This window comes from Streptomyces sp. NPDC002588, assembly GCF_040295925.1.
Taxonomy (GTDB): domain Bacteria; phylum Actinomycetota; class Actinomycetes; order Streptomycetales; family Streptomycetaceae; genus Streptomyces.
Genome location: NZ_JBEOWF010000008.1, coordinates 184508 through 197500, shown reverse-complemented (window position 1 = coordinate 197500; position 12993 = coordinate 184508). Strand labels below are relative to the sequence as shown.

General features: G+C 71.1%; 14 protein-coding genes. 8 read left to right on the top strand and 6 right to left on the bottom strand.

From position 1 onward, the window contains the following. Nucleotides 1-44 precede the first annotated feature (44 nt). Together ABT057_RS11665 and mca are read right to left on the bottom strand one after the other, a co-directional pair. Nucleotides 45-296, bottom strand: coding sequence for a hypothetical protein (locus tag ABT057_RS11665; RefSeq protein ID WP_352342410.1), 252 nt, complete (start codon nucleotides 294-296; stop codon nucleotides 45-47). Further along, nucleotides 289-1149, bottom strand: a complete 861-nt coding sequence (gene mca, locus ABT057_RS11660; RefSeq protein WP_352342529.1) for a mycothiol conjugate amidase Mca — start codon at nucleotides 1147-1149, stop codon at nucleotides 289-291. Before mca ends, ABT057_RS11665 begins: the two co-directional genes overlap by 8 nt. 133 nt (nucleotides 1150-1282) lie before the next feature. On the opposite strand from mca, the gene ABT057_RS11655 reads away from it, so the two are divergent. Next, nucleotides 1283-1684 carry a DUF4307 domain-containing protein gene (locus tag ABT057_RS11655; protein WP_352342409.1) on the top strand — a complete coding sequence of 134 codons (402 nt, stop codon included), beginning with the start codon at nucleotides 1283-1285 and terminating at the stop codon, nucleotides 1682-1684. A 202-nt stretch (nucleotides 1685-1886) separates the two neighbouring features. Next, a complete protein-coding gene (greA, locus tag ABT057_RS11650; RefSeq protein WP_352342408.1) occupies nucleotides 1887-2387 on the top strand; it encodes a transcription elongation factor GreA in 501 nt (166 codons plus the stop codon). 119 nt (nucleotides 2388-2506) lie between these two features. Here the strand turns inward: greA and ABT057_RS11645 are convergent, their stop codons facing one another. The 3 genes from ABT057_RS11645 to ilvA all read right to left on the bottom strand — a co-directional run bounded on the left by ABT057_RS11645 (nucleotide 2507) and on the right by ilvA (nucleotide 5881). Continuing rightward, entirely contained in the window at nucleotides 2507-3304 is a 798-nt protein-coding gene (locus ABT057_RS11645; protein WP_352342527.1) for an ABC transporter permease, read from the bottom strand. 159 nt (nucleotides 3305-3463) lie between these two features. Continuing rightward, nucleotides 3464-4480, bottom strand: coding sequence for an ATP-binding cassette domain-containing protein (locus ABT057_RS11640; protein ID WP_352342407.1), 1017 nt, complete (start codon nucleotides 4478-4480; stop codon nucleotides 3464-3466). Between the two features lie 171 nt (nucleotides 4481-4651). After that, entirely contained in the window at nucleotides 4652-5881 is a 1230-nt protein-coding gene (ilvA, locus tag ABT057_RS11635) for a threonine ammonia-lyase (protein WP_352342406.1), read from the bottom strand. A 167-nt stretch (nucleotides 5882-6048) separates the two neighbouring features. Between ilvA and ABT057_RS11630 the strand changes: the two genes are divergently transcribed. The 3 genes from ABT057_RS11630 (at nucleotide 6049) to ABT057_RS11620 (ending at nucleotide 7563) form a co-directional block, all read left to right on the top strand. Beyond that, entirely contained in the window at nucleotides 6049-6555 is a 507-nt protein-coding gene (locus ABT057_RS11630; protein ID WP_352342525.1) for a MarR family winged helix-turn-helix transcriptional regulator, read from the top strand. Nucleotides 6556-6820: 265 nt separating this feature from the next. Further along, the gene (locus ABT057_RS11625; protein WP_352342405.1) at nucleotides 6821-7318 is read left to right on the top strand and encodes an RNA polymerase sigma factor sigma-70 region 4 domain-containing protein; all 498 of its coding nucleotides are present in this window, start codon (nucleotides 6821-6823) and stop codon (nucleotides 7316-7318) included. After that, nucleotides 7315-7563 (top strand): hypothetical protein, encoded by a 249-nt coding sequence (locus ABT057_RS11620; protein WP_352342404.1) that lies wholly within the window; start codon nucleotides 7315-7317, stop codon nucleotides 7561-7563. Before ABT057_RS11625 ends, ABT057_RS11620 begins: the two co-directional genes overlap by 4 nt. Nucleotides 7564-7596: 33 nt before the next feature. Here the strand turns inward: ABT057_RS11620 and ABT057_RS11615 are convergent, their stop codons facing one another. Beyond that, nucleotides 7597-8766, bottom strand: coding sequence for a cystathionine gamma-synthase (locus ABT057_RS11615; protein ID WP_352342403.1), 1170 nt, complete (start codon nucleotides 8764-8766; stop codon nucleotides 7597-7599). A 184-nt stretch (nucleotides 8767-8950) separates the two neighbouring features. Between ABT057_RS11615 and ABT057_RS11610 the strand changes: the two genes are divergently transcribed. From ABT057_RS11610 to ABT057_RS11600, 3 genes are all read left to right on the top strand, one after another. After that, nucleotides 8951-10069: a hypothetical protein gene (locus tag ABT057_RS11610; protein ID WP_352342402.1), complete on the top strand. Its 1119-nt coding sequence runs from the start codon at nucleotides 8951-8953 to the stop codon at nucleotides 10067-10069. Between the two features lie 166 nt (nucleotides 10070-10235). After that, nucleotides 10236-11843: a M48 family metalloprotease gene (locus ABT057_RS11605; protein WP_352342400.1), complete on the top strand. Its 1608-nt coding sequence runs from the start codon at nucleotides 10236-10238 to the stop codon at nucleotides 11841-11843. Nucleotides 11844-11859: 16 nt separating this feature from the next. After that, entirely contained in the window at nucleotides 11860-12987 is a 1128-nt protein-coding gene (locus ABT057_RS11600; RefSeq protein WP_352342398.1) for a hypothetical protein, read from the top strand. The last annotated feature ends 6 nt before the right edge of the window (nucleotides 12988-12993 follow it).

Genomic DNA, 12993 nt, shown 5'->3' with positions numbered 1-12993 from the left:
GGGTGCGGGGATGAAGGGTGCGGGGGCGGGTGCCCCGCACCCTCTCAGCCCTTCGCCGGCGAGGTCTTCCCCGTCGTGCCGGAGGCAGAGGTGTCGTCCGCCTCCGGCGACTCCTTGAAGTCGACCTTGCCCATGTGCTTGCTCATGGACTTCATCAGGGCCCACACCGCCAGTGCCATCGCCGCGAACACGATGAAGCCGAGGACGCCGGGGGTGACCTTGTTCTCGTCGACCTCCTTGGCGAGGGGGGCGAGATGCGTCATTGCCAGGCTCACGCTTGCACTCATGTCAGGCATTGTCGCGGATGCCCGCAAAGAGGTCGTCCTCGGGGAGGGAGGTATCGACGAGGGCCTTCGCGAGCTCGTACTCCTCGGTGGGCCAGACCTCCTTCTGGATGTCCATCGGCACCCGGAACCAGCCCCCGTCGGGGTCGATCTGCGTGGCGTGCGCGATCAGCGCCTTGTCGCGGATCTCGAAGAAGTCGGCACACGGCACGTGGGTGGTGAGCGTGCGCTGCTTGAAGCCGGCCTCGTCCCAGCGCTTGAGCCACTCCCCGTAGGGGGACTCCAGGCCCCGGTCGAGCAGGGCGTGGTGCAGCGCCTCGGTGCGGGCGCGGTTGAAGCCCTGGTTGTAGTAGAGCTTCAGCGGCCGGTACGCGGGCCCGAACTCCACCTCGGGGTACTTCTCGGTGTCGTCCGCACCCTCGAAGGCCACCATCGAGATCTTGTGGGTCATGATGTGGTCGGGGTGCGGGTAGCCGCCGTTCTCGTCGTAGGTGGTGATCACCTGGGGCCGGAAGGAGCGGATCTGCTTCACCAGCTCCCCGGCCGCCTTGTCGACGTCCTCCAGGGCGAAGCAGCCCTCGGGGAGCGGGGGCAGCGGGTCGCCCTCGGGCAGGCCGGAGTCGACGAAGCCGAGCCACTCCTGCTTGACGCCGAGGATCTCGCGGGCCTCGTCCATCTCCTTCTTGCGTACCTCGTGGATGTGCTCCTCGATGTACTTGTCGCCTTGCAGTTTGGGGTTGAGGATGGAGCCGCGCTCCCCGCCCGTGCAGGTCACGACCAGCACGTCCACCCCCTCGGACACGTACTTCGCCATGGTGGCCGCGCCCTTGCTCGACTCGTCGTCGGGGTGGGCGTGCACGGCCATCAGTCGCAGCTGGTCAGTCAAGACTCAATCCTCGGTAAGTCGGCGCCCGTGTGAACCGGCGCGATCGCAGGCTTCTATAGTGACCGAATCGGAGGGTGAAAAATTCCGGGGCCGGCCTGCCGAGAGGACGATCATGAGCACGGCGAGCACGCGACTGCCCGAGGGCCGTTACGGCCGTGCCTCGGACGAGCGGGCCGACCGTACCCTGAAGATCGTCGGGGCCGCGCTCGGCGGGATCCTGCTCGTGGTGGTCGGGTTCTTCGCCTACCACTATGTCGGCCAGAACAAGATCAGCGCCGAGGTGATCGCCTTCAAGGCGACCTCGGACGACACCGTGCAGGTGCATCTGGAGGTCCGCAAGGACTCGGGCGCGAGCGGTTACTGCACCATCCGCTCCCAGGCCGCGAACGGCGCCGAGGTGGGCCGGGCGGACTTCCGCTTCTCCGGTTCGGACTCACGGATCGACAAGGTCGTCACGCTCCGTACGACGGACAAGGGGACGACGGCCGAACTCCTCGGCTGTCACGCCGCCTGATCGCCGGCCGTCCGCGGCCGGCTGCGACAGGTTCGGCCCGCCGCAATGCATACACGCTGACCTGCGGTGACGTAATTCTGATGGCTTATGTCCTCCCCCTTTGCCCGCTGAATTGTTAGGCTCGTGGTTTCGCCCATCCCATGGGGAACATGCTTGTGGGTAGGGCGATGCTTTGTATTCCCAGTACCGACGAGGAGCACCTGTGACCCAGACCAGCGAGTCCGTCACCTGGCTTACCCAGGAGGCGTACAACAAGCTCAGGAACGAGCTTGAGTACCTTACTGGTCCTGCGCGCACGGAGATCGCCGCCAAGATCGCGGCCGCGCGCGAGGAGGGGGACCTGCGCGAGAACGGCGGGTACCACGCGGCCAAGGAGGAGCAGGGCAAGCAGGAGCTCCGTGTGCGCCAGCTGACCCAGCTTCTCGAGAACGCCCAGGTCGGCGAGGCTCCGGCCTCCGTCGACGGCACGGTGGCGCCCGGCATGGTCGTGACGATCGCCTTCGACGGCGACGAGGACGACACCATGACCTTCCTGCTCGCCTCGCGCGAGTACGCGAGCTCCGACGTCGAGACCTACTCGCCGCAGTCCCCGCTGGGCACCGGCGTTATCGGCCACAAGGTCGGCGAGGACGCGGAGTACGAGCTGCCGAACGGCAAGAAGGCCTCCGTGCGCATCCTCAAGGCCGAGCCCTACAGCGGCTGAGCCCCTTCCCCTTCGACCGGCCCCCGGCGCCCCGTGCCGCCGGGGGCCTCGTCGTGCCGCACCTCCCCCGCCGGCCGGTCGCCGGCCTCTCGGACGGCGGCCTCTCGGACGGCGGGGACTCAGCCGGCTGCCCGGCGGTACTTGCGGACCGCGAGCGTGCGGAAGAGCGCGATGATCAGGATCGAGTAGATGAGCGAGGCCCAGACGGGGTGTGCCATCGGCCACGCGTCGGACGGCGAGACGCCCGGGTCGCCGAAGAGCTTGCGGCACGCCTGGACGGTGGCGCTGAACGGGTTCCACTCGGCGATCGGCTGCAGCCAGGAAGCCATCTGCGAGGAGTCCACGAACGCGTTGGAGATGAAGGTCACCGGGAAGAGCCAGATCAGGCCGCCGGAGGTGGCCGCCTCGGGGGTGCGGACGGTCAGGCCTATGAGGGCGCCGATCCAGGTGAACGCGTAGCCGAGGAGCAGCAGCAGGCCGAAGGCCGCCATGATCTTGCCGAAGTTGGTGGGCGCCGCGAAGCCGGGACGCCATCCCACCAGGAGGGCGACGCAGGCCAGGACGACCAAGGTCAGTGACGTCTGCACCAGGTCGGCGATAGTGCGGCCGGTGAGAACCGCGCCGCGGGCCATGGGCAGGGAACGGAAGCGGTCGATGAGGCCCTTGTGCATGTCGTCGGCTATGCCCGCACCGGCTCCGGCGGTGGCGAAGGTGACGGTCTGCGCGAAGATCCCCGCCATCAGGAAGTTCTTGTAGACGCCCGGGTCGGTGGAGCCGCCGATGCTCATCGAGCCGCCGAAGACGTACGTGAACAGGACGACGAACATCACCGGCTGTATGAGCCCAAAAATAACCATTTCGGGAATCCGACTCATACGAATCAGATTCCGGCGGGCGATGACCACGGAATCGCTCATGGCACTCACTTCACTGGCTCCTTCCGGGCATGGGGCCGCCGGTCTCGGACGCACGGCGAGATGAATCCGACCAGGACGGGCGAAGAGGATCCGGGATCCTGGTCCTGGGCACCTTGATCGGGTTGCGTTTCGCAACGGCCACCACGGCGGCGCGGGCGCTCATGCCGTGACCTCGCTGCCGGCGGACGTCCTGCCGGGTCCCATGCCGGTCTCCTCGTCGCTCTCGTCCTCCTTCAGCTCGGCCACGTGTCCTGTGAGGGAGAGGAAGACGTCGTCGAGGGTGGGGCGGCGCAGCCCCACGTCGTCCATCTCGATGCCGCGGGCGTCCAGCTCCCGGATGACCTCGGCGAGAAGCTTGGCGCCGCCGGTGACGGGCACGGTGAGCGTGCGGGTGTGTTCCTCGACGCCGGCCTCACCCTTGCCGAAGCCGGCGAGTATCTCGGCGGCCGCGGGGATGTGTTCGCGATCGTGCACGACGATCTCCACCCGTTCGCCGCCGGTGCGGGCCTTGAGCTGGTCGGAGGTGCCGCGGGCGATGACCTTGCCGTGGTCGACGACCGCGATGTCGTGGGCCAGGTGGTCGGCCTCTTCGAGGTACTGGGTGGTGAGCAGCAGCGTCGTACCGCCCGAGACGAGGCGCTTGATCACGTCCCAGAGCAGTTGGCGGTTGCTCGGGTCGAGGCCGGTCGTCGGCTCGTCCATGAACATCACGGGCGGCGAGACCACCAGGGCGGCGGCCAGGTCGAGGCGGCGGCGCATACCGCCGGAGTATGTCTTCGCCGTGCGGTCGGCGGCCTCGGCGAGGTCGAACTGTTCGAGGAGTTCCTCTGCACGGGCCTTCGCGGCCCTGGCCTTCATCTGGTACAACTGCCCGACCATCTGGAGGTTCTCCCGGCCGGTGAGGTACTCGTCGACCGCGGCGAACTGGCCGGAGAGGCCGATCGAGCGGCGCACCTTGTCGGGATGCCTGAGTACGTCGAGGCCGGCGACCTCCGCACGGCCGCGGTCGGGACGCAGGAGTGTGGTCAGGCAGCGGACGGCGGTGGTCTTGCCCGCGCCGTTCGGCCCGAGGAGGCCGAGGACCGTTCCCTCCGGGACGTCGAGGTCGACGCCGTCCAGAGCCCTTACATCCCCGAAGGTCTTGACCAGCCCTTCGGCATAGATGGCGCCTGGCATATGAGTCTCCACCTCGTTGAGGATTCTTCGGAAAGCCTAGGTTTGCACTTTTCGCTCCGCCCGACAGGCGGTATGGACAGGCCCACGAGACACACCATAACGCGATGTATCGCGTCCCTCAATGCATTTACCCGAACGAGTGACCGACGGCTGCCGGAGAAGGCTCTGACCTCAGTCGACGATCGTGTACCCGGCCTCGCGGAGGGCGTGGCCGACCTCGGCGCGGTGCGTCGGCCCCTTCGTCTCCAGGTGCAGCTCGACCTCCGCCTCGGTCAGCCCGAGACGCGGATCGGTCCGCACATGGCTGACGTCCAGGACATTGGCGTCGACCGCCGACAGCACCCCCAGCAGCGTGGCGAGCGCCCCCGGCCGGTCCGTCAGACGCACGCTGACGGCCAGGTAGCGGCCCTGCGCTGCCATGCCGTGCCGCAGCACGCGCTGCATCAGCACCGGGTCGACATTGCCCCCGGACAGCACCGCGACGACCGGGCCCTCGAACGCTCCGGGCTCGCTCAGCAGTGCCGCGACCGGGCTCGCCCCGGCCGGTTCGACGACCAGCTTCGCCCGCTCCAGGCACAGCAGCAGCGCGGCCGACAGCTCGCCCTCCGAGACCGTGCGCACCTCGTCCACCAGGTCGCGCACGATCGCGAACGGCACGTCGCCAGGCCGGCCGACCTTGATGCCGTCGGCCATCGTCGCCGGACCGTCGATGCTCACCGGCCGTCCGGCCGCCAGCGAGGGCGGATACGCCGCCGCCCCCGCCGCCTGCACGCCCACGATCCGCACGTCCGGCCGCAGCGCCTTCACCGCGACCGCGATGCCGGCCGCGAGTCCCCCGCCGCCGATCCCGACGACGATCGTGCGCACGTCCGGGCACTGCTCCAGGATCTCCAGCCCGACCACGCCCTGCCCGGCGATCACGTCGGAGTGGTCGAAGGGGTGGATGAACACCGCGCCCGTCCCGGCCGCGTACTCCTGCGCGGCGGCCAGCGTCTCGTCGACCACCTGGCCGTGCAGCCGCACCTCGGCGCCGTACTCCCGAGTGGCGCTGATCTTCGGCAGCGGGGCGCCCTTCGGCATGAACACCGTGGAGCGCACCCCGAGCAGCGACGAGGCCAGCGCCACGCCCTGCGCATGGTTGCCCGCGCTGGCCGCGACGACACCGGCGGCCCGCTCCTCCGGCAACAGCCCCGCGATCCGGACGTAGGCGCCGCGCAGTTTGAACGATCCCGTCCGCTGGAGGTTCTCGCACTTGAGGAGTACCGGAGCGCCGACGAGCTGGGAGAGGTGCCTGCTGCCCTCCATCGCGGTCACCCGCGCCACGCCCGAGAGCATCTTCTGCGCGCCGCGCACGTCGTCGAGGGTGACGGGCCGCAAGGAGTCAGCCGTGCCATAGCTCATGACACCAGCATCGCAGTTCACAGCCGGGAACGGCCGCTGTGACCAAGCTCCGAGACCGGTTTGCGCAGCGTCGGTACGGCCCGGCTTCCGGCCGCGTACTCTGTCCCCCATTCCTGACAGCACCCCTTTCATGAAGTGAGCCCCCGGCCATGCCCACAACACCGGAAATGTCGATGGACATGACGACCGTCGGTGACACCGGCCTTCTCGACGCGCTGCAGCACGAGGTCGCGGTGTTCGCGCGCCGTGCCGAACAGACCCGCCTCGGCGGCGTCGGGCAAGTGCGCAACTCCATGGACCGCGCCGCGTACCTGCTGCTCAACCGCCTCGACAAAGAGGGCCCGATGGGCGTCAAGGCACTCGCCGCGAGCATGGGCATCGACTCCTCGACCGTCACCCGGCAGGTGGCTCCGCTCGTCGACACGGGCCTGGTCAAGCGGACCTCGCACCCCGAGGACGGGCGGGCCGTGGTGCTCCAGCTGTCCCCGCGCGGGCAGGCGCGGCTGGAGGAAGTGCGCTCCTCGCGGCGGCAGTTGATGGCCGAGCTGACCGAGGACTGGGCTCCCGAGGAGCGCGAGGCGTTCTGCTCCCTCCTCACCCGCTTCAACACCGCGCTGTCCACACGGATGGCGGCCCAGGGCCTGCCGGGCACCGAGGCGTCGCCCGCCTCCTGAACATATGGGCCCGCGCGCGGGGCGTTCCACGGCGGCACGGGGGTGCCCGTGGCACGGTGGGAGCGCCATGGGACGGGTGTGGCACGGCCGCCGGGTTCCACCGCCGGTCGGGGTGGAGCGGGCGGGCGTTCCTCCGCCGGGTCGCGGTCGGGCGTTTTCGCCGCGAGGGTGCGCGACCCTTGACCGAAAGCCTTCCGCTGGCCTCATATGAGACCGGTAGCCGGGATCCGTTTCCAGGGGGTCGCCGTCAGGCGGGAGGCTCGGTGTGCGAGAGACGCGTGCGGTCCGGGAAGCCCGCCGCGCCCGGGAGTTCGAGGCGTTCGTGGCCGGGGCGGGCGGACGACTGCTGCAGTCGGCCACTCTGCTGACGGCGGAGGCGCCCGAGGACAACCCGCGCGCACGGCGCCTGCTCACGCACGCCCTCGCGCACACGTACGCGTGCTGGGACCGGCTGCGCGGTGAGGACCCGTACAACCATGCCCGCGAGTCCCTGGCCGTCCGCTTCGCGCGCGGCACTTGGCGCCGGTGGCACCGGCACGGCGGCCCGCTTCTCGCCGGACCTCTGGCGCCGCTCTCCCCGCAGCAGCGGCTCGTCGTGGTCCTCAGGCTCCACGAGGGGGTTGCCGAGGAGCAGGTGGGGGCGCTGCTCGGGCTGCCCGCGAACCGTGTCCAGACAGTCTGCGAGCGGGCGACGGCAGCGCTGCTGCATCCGCCGCGCGGGCCGGCTCCCGCGCGCGTGACGGTGAAGGCGGCGGCCTCGTGAACCGGATGGAGCGGGAGGCCACCGTCCGGCAGATGATGGAGCGGTCGGTGCCGCACGTACCGGCGGAGATGCACGCGCAGGTCGTGCTCCGGGGCGGCCGTATCCTGCGACGCCGGACGATCGCCCTGCGGCTGTGGTGGCTGCTGGTGTTCGCGGCGACCGTCGCCTTCGTCGTCTGGGCGGTCACGGCCCGGCCGTGGGTGGAGCCGCCGTCGGAGACGACCCCACCGCTGACCGGCTGGTGAGCCCCGGCGGGCCCGCGGGCCCGCTCGTGATCATTACGCCTGGCGGCTCTGGCCGAGGGCCTGCTGAAGGTCCTCCAGCAGGTCGTCGACGTTCTCGATGCCCACGGAGAGCCGGACCAGGTCGCCGGGCACCTCCAGGGCGGAGCCCGCCACCGACGCGTGCGTCATCCGGCCGGGGTGCTCGATGAGGGACTCGACACCGCCCAGGGACTCGCCGAGCGTGAACACCTTGGCGCGGTTGCAGACCTCGACGGCCGCCTCCTCGCCGCCGGTGACCCGGAAGGAGACCATGCCGCCGAACGCCCGCATCTGCTTGGCGGCGACCTCGTGACCGGGGTGCTCGGGAAGGCCCGGGTACAGCACGTGCGTCACGCGCGCGTGGCGGCTCAGCATGTCGGCGACCTTCGTGGCGTTCTCGCTGTGCCGGTCCATGCGCACCGACAGGGTCTTCGTGCCGCGCAGCACCAGCCAGGAGTCGAAGGGCCCGGCGACCGCGCCCATCGCGTTCTGGTGGAACGCGAGCTCCTCGCCGAGATCCTCGTCGGCGGTGACCAGTGCGCCGCCGACCACGTCGGAGTGCCCGCCCATGTACTTGGTCAGCGAGTGCACCACGACGTCCGCGCCGAGCGAGAGGGGCTGCTGCAGGTACGGCGTGGCGAACGTGTTGTCGACGACGAGCTTCGCACCCGCGTCCCGGGCCACCTGGGCGACGGCGGCGATGTCGGTGATGCCGAGCAGCGGGTTGGAGGGGGTCTCCACCCACACGGCCTTGGTCTTCGGGGTGATCGCGGCGCGTACCGCGGAGGGGTTGCCGGTGTCTGCGACCGACCACTCCACGCCCCAGCGGGCGACGACCTTGGCGAACAGGCGGAACGTGCCGCCGTAGGCGTCGTTGGGGATGACCACGTGGTCGCCGGGGCTGAGCAGCGTACGCAACAGGCAGTCCTCGGCCGCCAGTCCGGAAGCGAACGCGAGGCCTCGGCGACCCCCCTCGAGGGCCGCGAGGTTCTCCTCCAGGGCGGTGCGGGTCGGGTTGGCGCTGCGGCTGTACTCGTAGCCGCCGCGCAGGCCGCCGACGCCGTCCTGCTTGTAGGTGGAGACCTGGTAGATCGGCGGGACGACCGCGCCGGTGAGGGGATCGGCGGTGTTGCCCGCGTGGATCGCGAGGGTCTCGAAGTGCTGACTGATAGGCCTGTCGCTCATGGACACCGAGCGTAGTGCGCCCGCGCCGCTGCTGCGGGACACCTGCCCCCGGCCGGCCGCCGCCCCGGGCCCGACCAGCCGTCGCGGGGCTTCGTCCACAGGTCGGCGGGGTCTCGCGGAAGGTTTTCCACAGGCTGCGGGGACGGGTTGGCCAATTGTCGGCGGCGTCTGGTTCGCTTGAGACATGGAGATTCTCTGGGTCCTGATGGCGCTGGTCATGTTCGGCTTCGTGGCGCTGCCGTTCCTGCGCCGCAGGCGCGGCATGATCGAGCAGGTCCCGGCGGGCCACCCGGACGCGGCGGACCCGGCGAACTACGGCTTCGTGCGCACGGAGGAGCTGGACATCCGCATGCCCGGCCCCGACCAGGACCTGCTGGACGTCCTGGATGTGGTGCAGCGCACCCAGGACTACCGTGCCGCCCAGCAACTGCTGGCCGGTACCGAGATCGCGGGCGAGCTGCGCTGGCAGCGCGTGCAGGCCTTCGCGGGCGCGGCCGCGCTGGAGCTCCAGCAGCGGCCGGGCGGCGTCAGCGAAACGCCCGGCGGGCAGTGGCTGCGGGTGTGGCGGGCGGAGGCGCCCAAGGACGCGGGCGGCGCGGCGGTGCACGCCGAGTTCCTGGTCCAGCAGGCGTGGCGGACGTCGACGCCGGGCACCGACGACTTCCGGATCATCATGGAGGAGGCGAAGGACGCCTGCGGCCAGGCCGCGCTGCTCTCCCCCGGCGACCCGGTGCCGTACATCGTCGAGCTGTCGGTGGCCCGCGGGCTGAACTACTCGCAGCCGGAGTTCGAGCAGCTCTGGCTGAAGATCCTGGACCGCGCCCCGGCGCACATGGGGGCGCATCTGGCGGCCCTGCACTACTGGTGCGAGAAGTGGCACGGCTCGCGTGAGCTGGCGGCCTCGTTCGCGGAGGCGGCCGCGGCCCGGGCCCCGCAGGGCTCGCTGCTCGCCGCGATGCCGCTGTTCGCCGTCTTCGAGCACCTCCCCGAGGTCAACCTGGTCAGCGGCTTCTACCAGAGCGAGGTCGTGAGCAAGGCGATCCACGGCGCCCTCTTCGCGGTACACGCGGCCCGTCCCGATGACGCGATGCTGGCGCACGTCCGCCATCTGCTCGTCTTCTTCCTGGTGCGGGGCGAGCGCTGGGCGGAGGCCATGAGCCAGCTGATACACGTGGACGGTCATGTCGGCGCCCTGCCCTGGACCCTCTCCCCGGACCCGGCCGGCGAGTTCGCGGTGTACCGCGCACTGGCGGTGGCCGGCTACGAGGCGAACGGCGGCAGCCCGGCGACCCTCCTGCACTGACCCGCGCTCCCCCGCGAATGGCCCCGAGGAGCCCCTGGTCAGGGCGGATCTTGCTTCGCGGTGCGTGAGTCGGTCATACTCCGCCCTCACACCGTGTTGGTCATGTGCACGCCCCGTGGAGGGCGGGCCGGCCGTCTGATCTGTCCTGTGGGGGGACCTCCGTCCGATGGGCGCGACCCTGCGCGCACTGCGCGCTCTGATGTTGCTCGCCGGTTTCTACCTGCTCGGCGTCGTCCTGCTGGCGCTGCTCGTGTGCGCCGACTTTCTCCTCTTCCGGTACGCCCCGAGCGCCCTCGCGGCGAAACTGGCCCTGGTCAGTGTGCTGCTGGCGATCCCGCTCGTCCGCGGCCTGTTCATGCTGCGCGCACCGGAGGACGAGGAACCGGCGGGACTGCCCGTCACGGAGGCGGACGAACCGCGGCTGTGGCACACAGTGCGGGAACTGGCCGCCGAGGTCGGCACCCGTGTTCCCTCCCGCATCGCGCTGACCGCCGACGTCAACGCCGCGGTCGGCGAACGGGCCCGCCTCCTCGGCCTGCTCCCCGGCCCGCGCAGCCTCCACCTCGGCGTACCACTGCTGCAGGGCCTCAACGAGGCGCAGCTGCGGGCCGTCCTCGCCCACGAGCTGGGCCACTACTCGCACGCCGACACCCGGCTCACCCCGCTCACCGTGCGCGGCCGCGCCCAGATCCTGCGCACCATCGGGCACTTCGAGGAGCGGGCCGACCGGACGGCCGCCCGCGAGCGGGCCCGGCAGGAGGAGAAGAACGCCAAGGCCACCGCGAAGGGCAAGAAGACCCGCGAGGTGGACACCGGGCACGCGGGCATCACGTACCGCGTGATGGCGGCGATCTACATCGCCTACGCCAAGCTGTACTTCCGCGCCACGCTCGCCGGCTCCCGCCGTCAGGAGTACGCCGCCGACGCCGCGGCCGCCCGCATCGCCGGCCGGGACGCCACCGCCTCCGCGCTGCGCGAGATCCCGGTGCTGGACGCCGCGTTCGGCTTCTACATGGACAGCTACGCCACGCTGGGCTCGGACTCCGGGCTGCTGCCGCCCCGCGGGGAGGTGTTCGGCGGTTTCGGCCGGATGCTGGACGCCCGCCGGCTCGAACTGGCCGGGCTGCACGCGAAACTGCCCACGCAACCCTCGTCGCCGTACGACTCCCATCCGCCGATCGCCGACCGGGTCCGCCGTATCGAGACACTGCCCGCCGACGATCGCACGGACCGGGCCAAGGGCACGGCGCTCGCCCTCCTGGCCGACCCGGAGCGGACCCTGACGGCGCTGGAGGACGCGGTCCTCACCGAGGAGGTACGGCGGCTGCGGCGCGTGGACGACTGGCCGGAGCTCCTCGACGGCGCCATGACCAAGGGACTCGCCTCCCTGAGCACCCCGCTGCACCGGGCACTCGCCTTCTACACGAAGGACACGCCGACCCTGCCCGCGCTGCTGAAGATCATCGACGACGGCCAGCTGTGGCAGCTGGCCCGGCGGCTGCCGCTGTCCGAGGAGGCGGCCGGGGCGCGGGGCCGCGCGTTCCGCGAGTTCGTACGCCCTGTGCTGCACGACTCGCTGTGCAGCATGGTGCTGGCCGAACTCACCGCCCGCTCCCTGGTGCGCTGGGAGTTCTCCTGGGAGCGGCCGGCCGCCCCGCATCTGCTGCCCGCGCCCGACGGCACGACGACCGATCTGGACGCCGCGGTCGAGGCGGCCGTCGCCGACACGCCCGACACCGGCATGTTGCGCACCCTGCTCACCCACCACGACTGAACCACCGAGGTCTGCTGTGATCATCCTCTGGGTCGTCCTGGCCCTCGTCGGACTGCCCCTGCTGGCCCTCGGCCTGTACTTCCTGAAGGCGATCGTGCAGGGAGCCCTGGAGGGCTGGCGCGGCGCCGACACGGAGTCGCCCGGATCGGCATCCGGGACGTCGGAGTACGTCCTGCCCGCAGCGGCGGCCGCGCTGGGGCTGCTCCCGCCCGAACGGCAGGACACGAAGACCGCGGCGCCGGTCCCGGCCGACCTGGCTGCAGCCGTCGAGGCGGCCCGGTCGGGCGACTGGCGGCCGGCCGCCGACCTCTTCGACCGGACGGCCGGGAAACGGGACTGGGAGCTGCGCTCGTTCCACGCCGAACGGCTGGCGTTGACCGCCGCGGAGGACGACGCATGGCTGCTGGCCTGGGAGAACGCCCACCCCGACGACCCGGGCGCCGCGCTGCTGCGGGCGCGCAGCACGGTGCGGCTGGCCTGGAACATCCGGGGCGGACAGCGGGCCAGGCACACCACCGGTGAGCAGTTCGAGGGCTTCCGCCGCGTCCTCGCCCGCTCCCCCGAGGAGAACGCCCGCGCCGCCGCGCTGGCGCCCGAGGGGGACCCGACGCCGTACGTCGCGGAGATCTGGACCGCCCTCGGCCTCGGCCATCCGCACGCCGAGATGGACCGCCTGTGGAAGAAGATCACCGAGCGCGCTCCGCACCACTACGAGGCGCACTTCTCGGCCCTCCAGTACTGGTGCCAGAAGTGGCGCGGCTCCGAGATCCTCGCCCGCGAGTTCGCGGTCCGCGCCGCCGAACGGGCGCCCCTGGGCAGCCTGATGACCGTGTTCCCGCTCATCGCGCACTTCGAGCACGACGAGTCGGAGTCCGTGGAGGCCGACCGCACGCCGGAGATACGTGCCCTGGTCGACGCGCTGCTCCTGGACGTGGCCGCCGCCGACCCGGCCCACCCCCGGCTGGCGGAGGCCCGCCACCTCCTGGCGTACTACCTGTTCCTGCAGGACCGCGACCAGGCCGCCGTCGAACAGTTCCGCCTGGTCGACGGCTACGTGGGCGCCCTGCCCTGGCGCTATCGCGGGCGTCCGGCGCACGAGTTCTGCCGCGTACGCGACCTGAGCCTGAAGCACGCCGCCGAGTAGTGCCCG

What these genes read in the sequence shown, in the direction of transcription:
- ABT057_RS11665 (WP_352342410.1), bottom strand. Translation starts at nt 296, where the DNA reads ATGCCTGACATGAGTGCAAGCGTGAGCCTGGCAATGACGCATCTCGCC.
- mca (WP_352342529.1), bottom strand. Translation starts at nt 1,149, where the DNA reads ATGGCCGTGCACGCCCACCCCGACGACGAGTCGAGCAAGGGCGCGGCC.
- ABT057_RS11655 (WP_352342409.1), top strand. Translation starts at nt 1,283, where the DNA reads ATGAGCACGGCGAGCACGCGACTGCCCGAGGGCCGTTACGGCCGTGCC.
- ABT057_RS11645 (WP_352342527.1), bottom strand. Translation starts at nt 3,304, where the DNA reads ATGAGCGATTCCGTGGTCATCGCCCGCCGGAATCTGATTCGTATGAGT.
- ABT057_RS11640 (WP_352342407.1), bottom strand. Translation starts at nt 4,480, where the DNA reads ATGCCAGGCGCCATCTATGCCGAAGGGCTGGTCAAGACCTTCGGGGAT.
- ilvA (WP_352342406.1), bottom strand. Translation starts at nt 5,881, where the DNA reads ATGAGCTATGGCACGGCTGACTCCTTGCGGCCCGTCACCCTCGACGAC.
- ABT057_RS11630 (WP_352342525.1), top strand. Translation starts at nt 6,049, where the DNA reads ATGTCGATGGACATGACGACCGTCGGTGACACCGGCCTTCTCGACGCG.
- ABT057_RS11615 (WP_352342403.1), bottom strand. Translation starts at nt 8,766, where the DNA reads ATGAGCGACAGGCCTATCAGTCAGCACTTCGAGACCCTCGCGATCCAC.
- ABT057_RS11610 (WP_352342402.1), top strand. Translation starts at nt 8,951, where the DNA reads ATGGAGATTCTCTGGGTCCTGATGGCGCTGGTCATGTTCGGCTTCGTG.
- ABT057_RS11605 (WP_352342400.1), top strand. Translation starts at nt 10,236, where the DNA reads ATGGGCGCGACCCTGCGCGCACTGCGCGCTCTGATGTTGCTCGCCGGT.